10 protein-coding genes and 2 pseudogenes are annotated in these 13,361 nt (G+C 73.4%); 3 read left to right on the forward strand and 9 right to left on the reverse strand.

Going from position 1 to position 13,361, the window contains the following annotated elements; all coding sequences use genetic code 11:
• Positions 1–548: 548 nt before the first annotated feature.
• On the forward strand, positions 549–992 hold the full coding sequence (locus tag EAO71_RS18320; protein WP_147978694.1) for a MarR family winged helix-turn-helix transcriptional regulator: 444 nt from the start codon (positions 549–551) through the stop codon (positions 990–992).
• A gap of 89 nt (positions 993–1,081) precedes the next feature.
• Positions 1,082–2,602: pseudogene (locus EAO71_RS18325) on the forward strand (MDR family MFS transporter); the annotation flags it as partial.
• Between the two features lie 92 nt (positions 2,603–2,694).
• Here the strand turns inward: EAO71_RS18325 and EAO71_RS18330 are convergent.
• From EAO71_RS18330 to EAO71_RS18350, 5 genes are all read right to left on the reverse strand, one after another.
• Entirely contained in the window at positions 2,695–3,474 is a 780-nt protein-coding gene (locus EAO71_RS18330; protein WP_147978696.1) for a TetR/AcrR family transcriptional regulator, read from the reverse strand.
• 35 nt (positions 3,475–3,509) lie between these two features.
• A complete protein-coding gene (locus tag EAO71_RS18335; RefSeq protein ID WP_147978697.1) occupies positions 3,510–5,054 on the reverse strand; it encodes an MFS transporter in 1,545 nt (514 codons plus the stop codon).
• Positions 5,055–5,183: 129 nt separating this feature from the next.
• Positions 5,184–7,382, reverse strand: coding sequence for an ArnT family glycosyltransferase (locus tag EAO71_RS18340; protein ID WP_147978698.1), 2,199 nt, complete (start codon positions 7,380–7,382; stop codon positions 5,184–5,186).
• A complete protein-coding gene (locus EAO71_RS18345; RefSeq protein ID WP_147978699.1) occupies positions 7,379–8,653 on the reverse strand; it encodes a bifunctional glycosyltransferase family 2/GtrA family protein in 1,275 nt (424 codons plus the stop codon). Before EAO71_RS18345 ends, EAO71_RS18340 begins: the two co-directional genes overlap by 4 nt.
• A 26-nt stretch (positions 8,654–8,679) precedes the next feature.
• A complete protein-coding gene (locus tag EAO71_RS18350; protein WP_147979377.1) occupies positions 8,680–10,266 on the reverse strand; it encodes a sensor histidine kinase in 1,587 nt (528 codons plus the stop codon).
• Between EAO71_RS18350 and EAO71_RS18355 the strand changes: the two are divergent.
• Positions 10,261–10,491, forward strand: a pseudogene (locus tag EAO71_RS18355) (response regulator); the annotation flags it as partial. The gene EAO71_RS18350 and the pseudogene EAO71_RS18355 sit on opposite strands and share 6 nt — an antisense overlap.
• Positions 10,492–10,512: 21 nt before the next feature.
• Here the strand turns inward: EAO71_RS18355 and EAO71_RS18360 are convergent.
• Genes EAO71_RS18360 through EAO71_RS18375 form a run of 4 tightly spaced genes read right to left on the reverse strand, consistent with a single transcriptional unit; the run spans position 10,513 to position 13,318 of the window.
• A complete protein-coding gene (locus tag EAO71_RS18360) occupies positions 10,513–11,250 on the reverse strand; it encodes a response regulator transcription factor (RefSeq protein WP_147978700.1) in 738 nt (245 codons plus the stop codon).
• A 40-nt stretch (positions 11,251–11,290) separates the two neighbouring features.
• Complete coding sequence (locus EAO71_RS18365; RefSeq protein WP_147978701.1) at positions 11,291–12,235, reverse strand: amidohydrolase family protein; 945 nt, start codon at positions 12,233–12,235, stop codon at positions 11,291–11,293.
• Positions 12,222–12,557 carry an antibiotic biosynthesis monooxygenase family protein gene (locus EAO71_RS18370; RefSeq protein WP_147978702.1) on the reverse strand — a complete coding sequence of 112 codons (336 nt, stop codon included), beginning with the start codon at positions 12,555–12,557 and terminating at the stop codon, positions 12,222–12,224. Before EAO71_RS18370 ends, EAO71_RS18365 begins: the two co-directional genes overlap by 14 nt.
• Positions 12,558–12,562: 5 nt before the next feature.
• The gene (locus EAO71_RS18375) at positions 12,563–13,318 is read right to left on the reverse strand and encodes a DUF2797 domain-containing protein (protein ID WP_147978703.1); all 756 of its coding nucleotides are present in this window, start codon (positions 13,316–13,318) and stop codon (positions 12,563–12,565) included.
• Positions 13,319–13,361 lie beyond the last annotated feature (43 nt).

The following is a 13,361-nucleotide window of genomic DNA, read 5'->3' on the forward strand; positions in this document are numbered from 1 at the left end:
ACGGCGAGGGGTACGCTGCCGTGGGCGCGGGCTCCTCGCCGAACGGCCCGGTGGCACCGTCCGGCACGGTCACACTGATCCCGCTGGACGGCCCGTCGGGCCAGGGGACGGCGTCCCCACGCCCGGGCTCCCCCGGCACATCTCCGCCGGGCACGACCCCGGCGGCGGGCGGGGGCCCCGGATCCCGGCCCGGCGGGTCCACGTCCCCGGGCGGCGGGAGTACGGGCACGAGCCCGGGCACCGGAACCTCGGCGCCCACCCCGGGGCGACCGGGCACCACCGCGCCCGCCACGACCATCCCTCCGGCCCCCGGCACGACGTCCCCGGCACCCGCGCCGGCCCCGGCCGCCCTGGTCCTCTCCACGCCCACGCTGGCGGACGGGGACCAGCGCCGCCCCTCCAGCCCCTTCCGGCACGCCTCCGGCACCGCTCCCCCGCGCTTCACCCACCTTTGCCGATTCTTTAGCGCCGTTTGACCGATTTAGTTTGCCTGAAGCAACCATCCATCTCTATGGTTGCCCTAAGCAACAACATGCATGGGGTGCCCGTTGGAGACGCAGAGCCGCTACGAGAACCTCGCCCGCCAGGTGAGCGCCATCGGCGCCGTGAAACGCGGAATGGCGCGCGTCCTCCCCGTCGAGTGCCAGGGCGGGTCGGCCGCCGTACTGGCCCTCCTGCAGCACCACGGGGACATGCGCATGAGTCGGCTCGCCGAACTCATGGCCGTCGACATGTCGGTGTGCAGCCGTCACGTCGCCAACACCGTGGACCACGGCTGGGTCGAGCGGCTGCCCGACCCGGGCGACCGGCGCTCCCGGATCCTGCGGCTGACGGCCGCGGGCCGGGACATGCTCGGCGAACTGAACCACCGGGTGACCCAGGCATTCGCCCGCACCCTCGCGGAGTGGTCCGACGACGACGTCGAACTGCTCACCACACTGCTGGGCCGCCTCCGGGACTCCTTCGGGGACTGCCGGGCCCTCCAGGCTTGAGACTTCGGAAACAAAGGAACTTCATGGCTACGACCACGCCCGACGTCGGCGTGCGGGACGGCGTCACCGGTCACGGGGACAGCGCTCCCATGACGCACCGGCAGATCATGGAGGCGCTGTCCGGGCTGCTGCTCGGCATGTTCGTCGCCATCCTGTCCTCGACGATCGTCTCCAACGCCCTCCCGCAGATCATCACCGACCTCGGCGGCGGCCAGTCCGCCTACACCTGGGTCGTCACCGCGGCGCTGCTCTCGATGACCGCGACCACGCCGCTGTGGGGCAAGCTCGCCGACCTCTTCTCCAAGAAGCTGCTCGTCCAGATAGCGCTGCTCATCTACGTCGGGGGCTCGGTCGTCGCCGGTCTCTCGCAGAACACCGGCATGCTCATCGCCTGCCGCGTCGTCCAGGGCATCGGCGTCGGCGGTCTGACCGCGCTGTCGCAGATCATCCTGGCCGCCATGATCGCCCCGCGTGAGCGCGGCCGGTACAGCGGCTACCTCGGTGCCACCTTCGCCGTGGCCACCGTCGGCGGCCCGCTGCTCGGCGGTGTCATCACCGACACCGACTGGCTCGGCTGGCGCTGGTGCTTCTACGTCGGCGTGCCGTTCGCGCTGATCGCGCTGCTGGTGCTCCAGAAGACCCTGAAGCTCCCCGTCGTGAAGCGCCGGGTGAAGGTCGACTGGGCCGGTGCCGCCGTCATCAGCGCCGCGGTGTCGCTGCTGCTGATCTGGGTGACCTTCGCGGGCGACAAGTACGACTGGATGTCCTGGCAGACGGCCGTCATGGTCGGCGGTGCGGTCCTGCTCGGCGCGCTCTTCGTCCTCGTCGAGTCGAAGGCCGACGAGCCGATCATCCCGCTGCGTCTCTTCCGCAACCGCACCATCACCCTGGCCTCGCTCGCCTCGCTCTTCGTGGGTGTCGCGATGTTCGCCGGCACGGTCTTCTTCAGCCAGTACTTCCAGCTGGCCCGCAACGAGTCCCCGACGATGTCCGGTGTCCTGACGATCCCGATGATCGCCGGCCTGTTCGTCTCCTCCACCGTCTCCGGCCAGGTCATCACCAAGACCGGCAAGTGGAAGGCGTGGCTGGTCAGCGGCGGCGTCCTGGTGACCGGCGGCCTCGGCCTGCTCGGCACGATCCGCTACGACACGGAGTACTGGCACATCGCCGTCTTCATGGCCGTGATGGGTCTGGGCCTCGGCATGATGATGCAGAACCTGGTGCTCTGCACGCAGAACCAGGTCGCCCCGTCCGACCTCGGCTCCGCCTCGTCCGTCGTCACCTTCTTCCGCTCGCTGGGCGGTGCGATCGGTGTCTCGGCGCTCGGCGCGGTCATGGCCCACCGGGTCACGCACTACGTCCAGGACGGCCTGACGGCGCTCGGCCCCAAGGCCGCGGCGGCCCTGGGCCAGGGCGGTTCCGGTGGCGGCATCCCGGACATGGACAAGCTGCCGGCCCCGATCCGTACGGTCATGGAGAGCGCGTACGGACACGGTGTCGCGGACGTCTTCCTCTACTCGGCGCCCTTCGCGCTGCTCGCCTTCCTGGTGACGCTGTTCATCAAGGAGGTCGCCCTGAAGAGCAGCGGCACGGTGACCGCGGCGCAGGAGGACTGAGAAGACTCCCGGCCGCGCTCCGAGCGGAGGCGCGGCCGGGTCGGGTACGGAGCGGCGGGCAGGGGACGGCCCGCCGCTCCGTCATGTCATGCCCGGGTCTCGCCGGTGTGCCGGGCGACCATGACCTCGATGCCGGCGACCAGGATGTCCAGGGCGCAGGCGAAGTCCCGTTCCCAGATGTCGCTGACGTCGCCGTGGGTGGCGCGCTCGTCGAGGATCTCCGTCATGCCCTCGAGCTGGGCCGAGAATTCGGGGTCGCCGCGGAAGGCCGCGACGGACTGGGCGTAGAACTCGTCCTGGGACATGCCGGCTTCGGCCGCGCGGCGTCCGAACTGGGACTCGATCGTCCCGTAGCCGTAGACGAACTGGAAGACGGCCGACGTCGCGCCCGGCTGGCCGCTCAGGGGCAGTCCGGTGTCGCGGACCGCGTCCTGGATCCTGCGGGCGACGGCGAGGGCGTGCGGGCCGATGTTCATGTAGGCGCCGGCGCTGGGGGACACCCAGGGGTGGCGGACGAGCATCCGGCGGTAGGCGAGGGCGAGGGCCCGGATCCGCTCCCGCCAGCCACCGGCGGTGTCGATCGCGTCGAGGTCGATCTCCCCGTAGACGGCGTCGAGGGCGAACTCGATGATGTCGTCCTTGGTGTCCACGTACCAGTAGAGCGACATCGCGGTGACGCCCAGGTCGGTGGCGAGCTTGCGCATCGACAGCTTCGCGAGGCCCTCCTCGTCCAGCATCCTGATCGAGGCGGCGACGATCCGGTCGCGGTCGAGTCCGGCGGGGCCGCCCCCGGCGCGGGCGGCCCTCTTCTCCAGCCAGACGCTGGAACGCGCCGGGTTCGCGGCCCGGTCTGCTGCCTTGACCATCGCGTTCCTCCGTCTGTCAGCGATCCCCTCCCATGCTATGCAGCGGCCGTGTCCGGTCCGGCCGCCGCGGTGGACCGCTTCGCCGACCGTTGCGCGCGCCGGAGCAGTGCCGCCGCGAGCAGGCCGCCCGCGAAGACGGCGATCGCGCCGACGAGTTGGCTGGTCTGGAGTCCGGAGGCGAAGGCGTCGGAGATCTCGGCCCGTTCGGCGTCGGTGCCGGCCGCGGCGAGTGCCGCGGGGAGCGAGGTGGCGGTGACGGCGACCAGGGTCGCGAAGCGGGCGTTGAGTACGGCTCCGAGCACGGCGACGCCGAGGCCGTTGCCGAACTCGGCGAGCGTGCCGTTGACGCCGGCGCCGACTCCCGCCTTCTCGGGCGGGATCGCACTCATGATGGCGTTGGCCATGGCGGGGGACGAGACGGCGATGCCGCCGCCCATCAGGAGCAGGCCGAGGAGCATGCCCCCGTAGCTGCCGTCGGTGCCGCCGCCGAGCAGCGCGATGGAGGTGAGACCGCCGGAGACCAGGGTCATGCCGAGGACGACGGTGGGCGGGGTGCCAAGCCTGGTGACGATCTTCGGCCCGATCCCGGTCAGGTTGAGGGCGACGATCGTCAGGGCGAGCGGGGCCATCCGCAGGCCGGCCTCCAGCGGCTCGTACCCGAGGACGAACTGCAGGTGCTGGGTGAGCAGGAAGAGCGAGCCGCCCATGCCGAAGACGACGAGGATCGAGCCGGCGACGGCGCCCACGAACGTCTGGTTGCGGAAGAAGTGCATGTCGAGCATGGGGTGCGGGGTGCGCAGTTCCCACCGGGCGAAGGCGCCGAGGACGAGGACCCCGAGGGCGGCCGGGAGCAGTACCTCGGCGGAGGTCCAGCCGTGTTCGGGGCCGGTGATGATCGCGTAGACCGCGGCGGTCATGCCGATGGTGGAGAGCAGGGCGCCGAGCAGGTCGGGGCGTTCGCCCTGGGGGTTCTTCGACTCGGGGACCAGTCTCAGCACGGCGACGAGTGCGACGGCCGCGACCGGGAGGTTGACGAGGAAGATCATTCCCCACCAGAAGTGGTCGAGGATCACGCCGCCGATGAGCGGTCCGCCGGCGAAGCCGAGGGAGGCGACGGTGGACCAGAGCGCGATGGCCTTGACCCGCTCGGAGTCGTCGAAGATCTGCATGACGACGGCGAGCGTGGTGGTCATGAGGAGTGCGCCGCCGACGCCCATGCCCGCGCGGGCGGCGATGAGCTGGGCGGTGGAGCCGGCGAGGCCGGCGGCGAGCGAGCCGAGGCCGAAGAGCGCGAGGCCGGCGGCGAGCAGCTTCTTGCGGCCGTAGCGGTCGGCGGCGTTTCCGGCGGTGAGCAGCAGACCGGACTGGACGAGCGAGTACGCGTTGATCATCCACTGGATGTCGGTGGTGGACGCGTGGAGTTCGGAGGTCAGCGACGGGATGGCGACGCTGAGGACGGTGTTGTCGAGCAGCACGGTGAGCTGGGCGAGGCAGATGACGCCCAGGATCAGCCAGCGCTGCGGGTGGCCGCCGGCGGTCTGTCCGGCGGTGGGTGCGGTACCGGCGGTCGTCGCCGTCATGAGGCCCCCTTGTACGGTGTACGTGAGTCGAGCTCGTACACCGTACAAGGGGGCTCTTACGCTGTATAGCGATTTACTCCCGGGCCGCTTCCTCAGGGAAGCCCGCGGCCCGGTACGCCTCCGCCGGGGCTACTTCTTCCGGGTCAGGTCGTAGAAGGTCGAGCCGTCGAGCGTGACCTGCTCGAAGGTGGCGYCGACCCACGTGGAGATCTCCGAGCTCGTGCCGCCGCCGGGGCCCATGCCCCCTCCGCCGCCCCCGCCGACGAAGTAGTGGATCCTCCCCTGGGCCACGTACTGCTTGAACCGCGCGAGGGTCGGGGACGGGTCGCTGCCGTTGAAGCCGCCGATCGCCATGACCGGCTTCTCCGTGGCGAGCTGATAGCCGGCGGCGTTCTGGGCGCCGATCGCGGCGGCGACCCAGGTGTAGTCGTCCGCGCCGTCGAGCAGCGCGGCCTTGGACTGGGAACCGACGCTCGCGCCGTTCAGCAGACCGCCCGCACCGCCGCCGCCCGGGCCGAAGCGTTCGAGACCCCCGTCGCGCCGCCCCTGGCCGTCCGGTGTGCCCTGCGGCGGGGTACCGCCGGGCACGCCCTGGCCCTGGCCGCCGGGCATCATGCCCGTGCCGCCGCCGGGGCCCTGACCGGCCTGGCCGCCCTGGCCGCCCTGGCCGCCCTGGCCGCCCGGCATGGCGCCACCGGGGAACCGGCCGTTCCCGCCGCCCTGCCCGTCCGCGGCCGCCGCCCGGCCGCCGCCGCCCGGACCCCGGCCACCCAGGGCGCCACCCGCCGGACCGGCCGTCACGATCGAGCCCTGGTGCCCCGCGTCGACCGTCGCCAGCGTGTACGCGAACGGTCCCGCGAGCCCCGCCGCCAGACCGAGACCGGCGACCCCGAGCCCGATCCGGCGGTCGACCCGGCCGGCGAGCAGCAGCCCGAGGGCCGCGACCACGCCGGCGACCAGCACCGCCCAGCGCAGCCAGGGAAGCCAGTCCGGCGTCCGGCCCAGCAGCACCCAGCCCCACACCGCCGTGGCCGCGACCGACACCGCCAGCGCCGCCGAGGCGGCGAAGCGGGTCCGCTCCTCCCACAGCACGCCCGCGCCCATGCCGACCAGCGCCGCGATGTACGGGGCCAGGGCCACCGTGTAGTACTCGTGGAAGATGCCGGCCATGAAGCTGAAGACGGCCAGCGTCATCAGCAGCGAACCGCCCCAGACCAGGAACGCCGCGCGGGCCGTGTCCGTACGCGCCGCGCGGCGCGTGACCAGCAGACCCGCGACCAGCAGGAGCAGCGCGGCAGGCAGCAGCCAGGAGACCTGGCCGCCGACGGCGTCGTTGAACATCCGCCCGATGCCGGTCTCGCCCCAGCCACCGCCACCGCCGCCACCGGGCATGCCCGGCCCGGCCGGCAGCTCGCCGCCCGCGAACTCGGCGCCGCCGGGGGCGCCCCCGCCGCGGGCCCCGCCGCCCACGCTGCCGGTCTCGTCGCCGTTGAGCCGGCCGAGCCCGTTGTAGCCGAAGGTGAGCTCCAGGAAGCTGTTGTTCTGCGAGCCTCCGACGTACGGCCGGGAGGACGCCGGCCACAGCTCGACCAGGGCCACCCACCAGCCGGCCGACACCACCATCGCCAGACCGGCGAGCGCGAGCCGGCCGATCCTCCGGCCGAGACCGCCCGGCGCGCACACCGCGTACACCAGGGCCAGCGGCGGCAGGATGAGGAACGCCTGCAGCGTCTTGGCGAGGAACGCGAATCCGAAGGCCACCCCGGCCCCCACCAGCCACTTCGTCCCGCCCTGCTCCAGCGCCCGCAGGACGCAGTAGACGGCGACCGTCATGAGCAACGCCAGCAGCGCGTCCGGGTTGTTGAAGCGGAACATCAGGGCGGCGACCGGCGTGAGCGCGAGAACGGCGCCCGCGATCAGCCCGGCGCCCGCGCCGAACCGGCGCCGGACCGCCGCGTACAGGACCGCCACGGTGGCCACGCCCATCAGCACCTCGGGCACCAGGATCTGCCAGGAGCCGAGCCCGAAGAGGCGTACGGACAGGGCCATCGGCCACAGCGCGGCAGGCGGCTTGTCGACGGTGATGGCGTTGGCCGCGTCGAGCGAGCCGAAGAAGAAGGCCTTCCAGCTCTCGCCGCCGGCCTGCACGGCCGCGGAGTAGAAGGAGTTGGCGTAGCCGGAGGCGCTCAGGTTCCAGAGGTAGAGCGCGGCGGTGGCCAGCAGGAGGCCCAGGAAGGCCGGCCGGACCCAGGGGGCGTCGTCGGGCCGCCCGCGCCGGAGCCGTACGTGCCACGGTCGGTCGGGCCGGGCGTGAGTCGTCGAGGTCATCGGGAGGTCCTTGCGGTGGAGTCGGAGTCCGGGAAGACCCAGAGCCGGAAGAGGAGGAAACGCAGCACCGTCGCGGCGAGGTTGGCGGTGATCAGCACCGCCAGCTCGGTGGAGTGGGCCGGGTCGCCGCCGACCGCGCCGAGCGCGGCCAGCGAACCGCTGGTCAGGGCGAGGCCGATCCCGAAGACCACGAGGCCCTGCGCCTGGTGGCGGACGGCGCGGTCGCGTCCCCGCACCCCGAAGGTCAGGCGCCGGTTGGCCGCGGTGTTGGCGACGGCCGAGACGAGGAGGGCGGCGGCGTTGGCGAGCTGGGGGCCGGCGCCCGTGCGGAAGAGCGAGTAGAGCGCCAGGTAGAAGAGGGTGGACAGCGCGCCGACCACGCAGAAGCCGACCAGCTGACGGGCCAGTCCGCGCGGCACCCCGGCGAGCCGGCGGTCCCGCGGGTCGTCGCCGAAGGGGCGGGCCAGCCGGTCCAGCGGCAGCGAACCCGTCGCGAGCGCCCGCCCGACCCGCCAGACGCCCTTCAGGTCCTCGCTCGCCGTCCGCACGATGTGGACGCTGGAGTCCGGGTCGTCGACCCAGTCGACGGGAACCTCGTGGATCCGCAGCCCCGCCCGTTCGGCGAGCACCAGCATCTCCGTGTCGAAGAACCAGCCGGTGTCCTCGACCATCGGCAGCAGCCGCTCGGCCACCTCCCGCCGGATCGCCTTGAACCCGCACTGGGCGTCGGAGAACCGGGCGGCGAGCGAGCCGCGCAGGATCAGGTTGTAGGCCCGGGAGATGAACTCCCGCTTCGGCCCTCGCACCACCCGCGAGGAGCGCGCCAGGCGTGAGCCGATCGCCAGGTCCGAGTGACCGGAGATGAGGGGCGCGACGAGCGGCAGCAGCGCGTTGAGGTCGGTGGACAGGTCCACGTCCATGTAGGCGAGGACGGGCGCGTCCGAGTGCGACCACACCGTCCGCAGCGCACGGCCCCGCCCCTTCTGCTCCAGGCGCACGGAGCGCACCTCGGGCAGTTCGTCGGCCAGGCCCGCGGCGACGACCGGGGTGCTGTCGGTGGAGGCGTTGTCGGCGACCGTGATCCGGAAGCCGTAGGGGAAGGTGCGGGAGAGGTGCTCGTGGAGCCGCAGGATGCAGGGCTCCAGGTCCTTCTCCTCGTTGTGGACGGGAATCACCACGTCGAGGACGGGCCGCCCGGCCGCGCCCACGGGCAGGTGCTCCCGGGCGGGAAGGGTGCCGGGCGTGGGTCCCGTTGTCGATTGGGTTCGCATGCCGACGACCCTCGCCGGGGCCGCTGTCACGGCTGTGTGATGAGCCTGTGCCCTGCCTGTGAGTCCGCGGCGGCCGCCGGGACGGTGTCCTCCGCGGGGCGGCCGAGGGGCAGCGACACGGCGAACACGGTCGCGCCGGGACGGCTGCGCACGGTCACGTCGCCGCCGTGCGCCACGGCGACCGCGCGGACGATCGCCAGGCCCAGGCCCGTACTCCCGCCGCCCGCACGGCGTGCGCGGGAGGCGTCGCCGCGCGCGAAGCGCTCGAAGACGGACGGGAGGAGGTCCGCGGGGATGCCGGGGCCGTCGTCCTCGACCTCCAGCACCGCCCGGTCGCCGTCCCCCCGCACCCGGGCGGTGACCGTCGTGCCGGGCGGGGTGTGCGTACGGGCGTTGCCCAGGAGGTTGACGAGGACCTGGTGGAGACGGGCGTCGTCGGCCTCCACCGCCACGTTGTGCCCCGGGAGTTCGAGGCGCCAGTGGTGGTCCGGGCCGGCCGCGCGGGCGTCGGAGAGGGCGTCCACGACCAGCGGCGCGAGCTCGGTGCTCCCGCGCGAGAGCGGGCGGCCGGCGTCCAGCCGGGCGAGCAGCAGCAGGTCCTCCACCAGGCCGGTCATCCGGGTGGCCTCGGACTCGATCCGCCCGAGCGCGTGCCGGGTGTCGGGACCGCACTCCTCCCGGCCGCGCCGGGTCAGCTCGGCGTAGCCGCGGATCGAGGCCAGGGGTGTGCGCAGCTCGTGGCTGGCGTCCGCGACGAACTGCCGGACCCGGGTCTCGCTCTGCTGGCGGGCGTGGAGCGCGGAGTGGACGTGGTCGAGCATCCGGTTGATGGCCGCGCCGACCTGCCCGACCTCGGTCCGCGGATCGGCTTCGGGCACCCGCTGGTCGAGCGCCACCTCGCCGCTGTGCAGGGGGAGTTCGGAGACTTGGGTGGCGGTCGCGGCGACCCGGCGCAGCGGCCGGAGCGCGATCCCCACCAGGGCGCCGCCGGCGAGGGACGCGGCGACGAGCCCGGCGCCGGTGACGCTCAACTCGACCAGGACCAGGGTGGAGAGCGAGTCCTGGACCTCGGCCAGCGGTATGCCGGTGAGGTAGTCCCCGCGGGCGCCGGAGGCGTACTCGACCCGGTAGTCGCCGAGTCCGCCGGGGAGTTCGACCGTGTGCGGCTCGCCGTCGCGCGGGACGGCGGCGAGGGCGGTCCGCTGGGCCGCGTCGAGGGACGTGGACCGGGGGCCGTCGTAGGGCTCCCCGTTGCCGTCGAAGACCTTGGCCTCCTTCAGCTCGCCGTCCACGACCTCCGCGCCGACCGTGCCCAGCGGTGTGCCGGGCCCGAGGACGAAGCCGAGGGGGCTCCGCGGGCTCTCCGGGACGTCGGGGGCGCCGGGCGGGCCGGCGGCCCGGTTCGAGACGCCGCGCAGCTGCCGGTCGGCCTGGTCGTACAGGTAGGAGCGGAAGGCGAGCGTCGTCACCGTCCCGATGACGGCGGCCACGACCGCGATCAGGGTGACGGCGGAGACCACGAGCCGGGTCCGCAGCGACCAGGGCCGGGTCCGCGGGGACCGCCGCCGCGCGGCGCGCGGGGCGGCCGGGCGGGACGGGACCGGCGCGGACAGGTGCCGGTGCTGTTCCTGACGGCGAAGGACGCCGTCGAGGACCGGATCGCCGGGCTCACGGCGGGCGGCGACGACTACGTCACCAAGCCGTTCAGCCTGGAGGAGGTGGTGGCGCGGCTGCGCGGGCTGATCCGGCGTTCCGGCGCCGCGCAGGCGCGCAGCGAGTCGCTTCTCGCCGTCGGTGACCTCACCCTCGACGAGGACAGCCACGAGGTGACCCGCGGGGTCGGGGCGGACATGCGGCGGCTACTCCCCCGGCTTGATGAGGTACCCGGCGCCGCGCCGGGTGTGGATCATGGGGGAGCGGCCCGCGTCGATCTTCCGCCGCAGGTAGGAGATGTACAGCTCGACGACGTTGGCCTGGCCGCCGAAGTCGTACGACCACACCCGGTCGAGGATCTGCGCCTTGCTGAGCACCCGGCGGGGGTTGCGCATGAGGTACCGCAGCAGCTCGAACTCGGTGGCCGTGAGGTGGATCGACTCGCCCCCGCGGGTCACCTCGTGGCTGTCCTCGTCGAGGGTGAGGTCACCGACGGCGAGAAGCGACTCGCTGCGCGCCTGCGCGGCGCCGGAACGCCGGATCAGCCCGCGCAGCCGCGCCACCACCTCCTCCAGGCTGAACGGCTTGGTGACGTAGTCGTCGCCGCCCGCCGTGAGCCCGGCGATCCGGTCCTCGACGGCGTCCTTCGCCGTCAGGAACAGCACCGGCACCTCGGGCAGCTCGCGCCGCAGCCCGGCGAGCACGGACAGGCCGTCCATGTCGGGCAGCATCATGTCGAGGATCACCGCGTCGGGCCGGAACTCCCGCGCCACGCGAAGGGCCCCGGCCCCGTCGCCGGCACTGTGGACCTGCCAGCCCTCGTAGCGCAGGGCCATGGAGAGGAGCTCTGCCAGCGACGCCTCGTCGTCCACGACGAGGACACGGACGGCGGAGCCGTCGGGCCGGAGCATGTCGGTGCGCCGATGCGGCGTGATGGCGGTCATGCTGCCACGCTGTCCGCCGGCGCTGAGATCCTCCTTGCGCTTACCTGTGAATTCCCTGAGAACCGTCCGGACCCCCGGACCGGCCGCCGCGCGCCCCGTCCGGGCGCCGCCCCCGGGGCAGCGAGAACAGCTCGGCGGCGTTGTCGTGGAGGACCGCGCGGAGCCAGTCGTCGCCCAGCCCGAGCCCTTCGAGCGCGTCCAGCTGGTGGGCGTACGGGTACGGGATGTTCGGGAAGTCCGAGCCGAGGAGGATCCGGTCGCCGAGGGCCAGCAGGCGCGGGCGCTCGTCCACGGGGAAGGGCGCGAGACGCTCGCTGAAGTCGGTGAAGGCCATCGTGGTGTCCAGGTGGACGCCCTCGTACCGCTCGGCCAGGTCGAGGAAGTCGGAGTACTCGGGCATCCCCATGTGCGCGACGATCAGCCGCAGCCCGGGGTGGCGGGCCAGCAGCCGCCCGACGGGACCGGGCCCGGTGAACTTCCCGGCCACGGGCCCCGAACCGCAGTGCACGACCACCGGCACGCCGGCCTCGGCGATCGCGCCCCAGCAGACGTCCAGCAGCTCGTCGTTGGGATCGAAGCCGCCGACCTGGAGGTGCACCTTGAAGACGCGCGCCCCGCCGTCCAGGGCCTGCCGGACGTATCCGGCGGCCTCCGGCTCCGGATAGAGGGTCGCCGTGTGCAGGCAGTCCGGGGTGCGGGCCGCGAAGTCGGCCGCCCAGCCGTTGAGCCACCGGGCCATGCCGGCCTTGTGCGGGTAGAGCATCGAGGTGAACGCGAGGACCCCGAACTCCCTGAGGAGGGCGACCCGGCGCTCCTCCTCCTCGCGGTACGTGATGGGCCACTCCAGGCCGGTCAGGGGCCCGACGGCGTCGAAGTACGCCCACACCTTGTCGAGGACGTTCTTGGGCATGAAGTGGGTGTGGACGTCGACGAGCCCGGGGAGCCCGAGCCGCTCGGCGAGGGCCCGGGGGTCAGTTCCGGTCAAAGCCGTAGCTCCGCTCGACCCTGCCGATGTGGACGCTGTAGCTCTCGTACCAGTGCTCCCGCCCGTGGCGCTTGGCCGCCTGGTGCTCGGGTTGGTGCTGCCAGGCGGTGAGGGCGTCGAGGTCGCGGAAGTACGCGACGGTGATGCCGAGGCCGCCGGGGGTGCGGGCGGACTCGTAGCCGAGGAAGCCGGGGATCTCCTGGACGAGTTCCTGGAGCCGGGCGGAGGTCTCCGCGTATCCCTCGGGCTGGTCGGGCCGGACCGAGGTGAAGACAGCGGTGTAGTAGGGCGGTTCGAGGCCCGCCACCGGTTTCGGGGTCATGTGGATCACCTTGGGCCGGGGGAGGCGGAGACGAGTCCCCAGCCGCTCATCAGCCGGGTGTCGAGGGCGAGCGCCCGCCCCGCCGGGTCCAGGAGGTGCAGGTCGGGGCCGGCGGCGGCGAGCAGCCGGCCGGTGACCGCGCCGCCGTCGACGAGCTCGGCGACGGCGCCGTCGAGCGGCGGCAGCGCGTCGAGCCGGAACGCCTCGCCGTGGTCGTGCACCCGCGGGGGAAGCGGCTCCAGCGTCTCCGCCCAGCCGGCGAGCCCGACGGCCCGCCGGTGCAGCTCCTCGATCTCGCGGGCGCGCTCGGCGACGGGCGGCAGGTCGTGGCGTACGGCGCGCTTCTGCGCGTACGGGATCCGGTCGGGCACCTTCAGCGCGTGCCGCAGCAGCTCCTCGGTCCGCCGCGCGGCCATGAGCGGGCCCCGCCCGAGCCAGCCGAAGGCGACGGCCCCCTGCTCGAGGAGCCGGGCGTCGCCCCGGGCCTCCGCCGTGATCCCGACCTTGACCATCCCGGGCCCGAACCAGGCGAGGTACACGCGGTACGGCCGCGGGTCGTCGGCGGTCGTGTCCGCCGCCACCGAGTGCAGCCGGTCGAGGCGCGCGCACTCGGGGCACTGGCCGCCCGTGCTGCGGGCGGGCACCGTCGCGTCGAGCGGACAGGGATTGCCGCGGGCTCCGGGGCACCTGCGCGGCCCCACGGCCCGGAAACCGAGCTGCTGCCCGTAGCCGAGCYCGCCCGCGAGATCGAGGAGCTGCACCGGCGGGCCGTCGGGCTCGCCGGCTGGGCGGAGACGCTGGAGC

Source organism: Streptomyces sp. MS191, from assembly GCF_008042125.1.
Lineage (GTDB): Bacteria > Actinomycetota > Actinomycetes > Streptomycetales > Streptomycetaceae > Streptomyces.

Excerpts from the sequence above, each read along its gene's own strand:
- EAO71_RS18330 (WP_147978696.1), bottom strand. The coding sequence starts at position 3,474 with ATGGTCAAGGCAGCAGACCGGGCCGCGAACCCGGCGCGTTCCAGCGTC.
- EAO71_RS18335 (WP_147978697.1), bottom strand. The coding sequence starts at position 5,054 with ATGACGGCGACGACCGCCGGTACCGCACCCACCGCCGGACAGACCGCC.
- EAO71_RS18345 (WP_147978699.1), bottom strand. The coding sequence starts at position 8,653 with ATGCGAACCCAATCGACAACGGGACCCACGCCCGGCACCCTTCCCGCC.
- EAO71_RS18360 (WP_147978700.1), bottom strand. The coding sequence starts at position 11,250 with ATGACCGCCATCACGCCGCATCGGCGCACCGACATGCTCCGGCCCGAC.
- EAO71_RS18370 (WP_147978702.1), bottom strand. The coding sequence starts at position 12,557 with ATGACCCCGAAACCGGTGGCGGGCCTCGAACCGCCCTACTACACCGCT.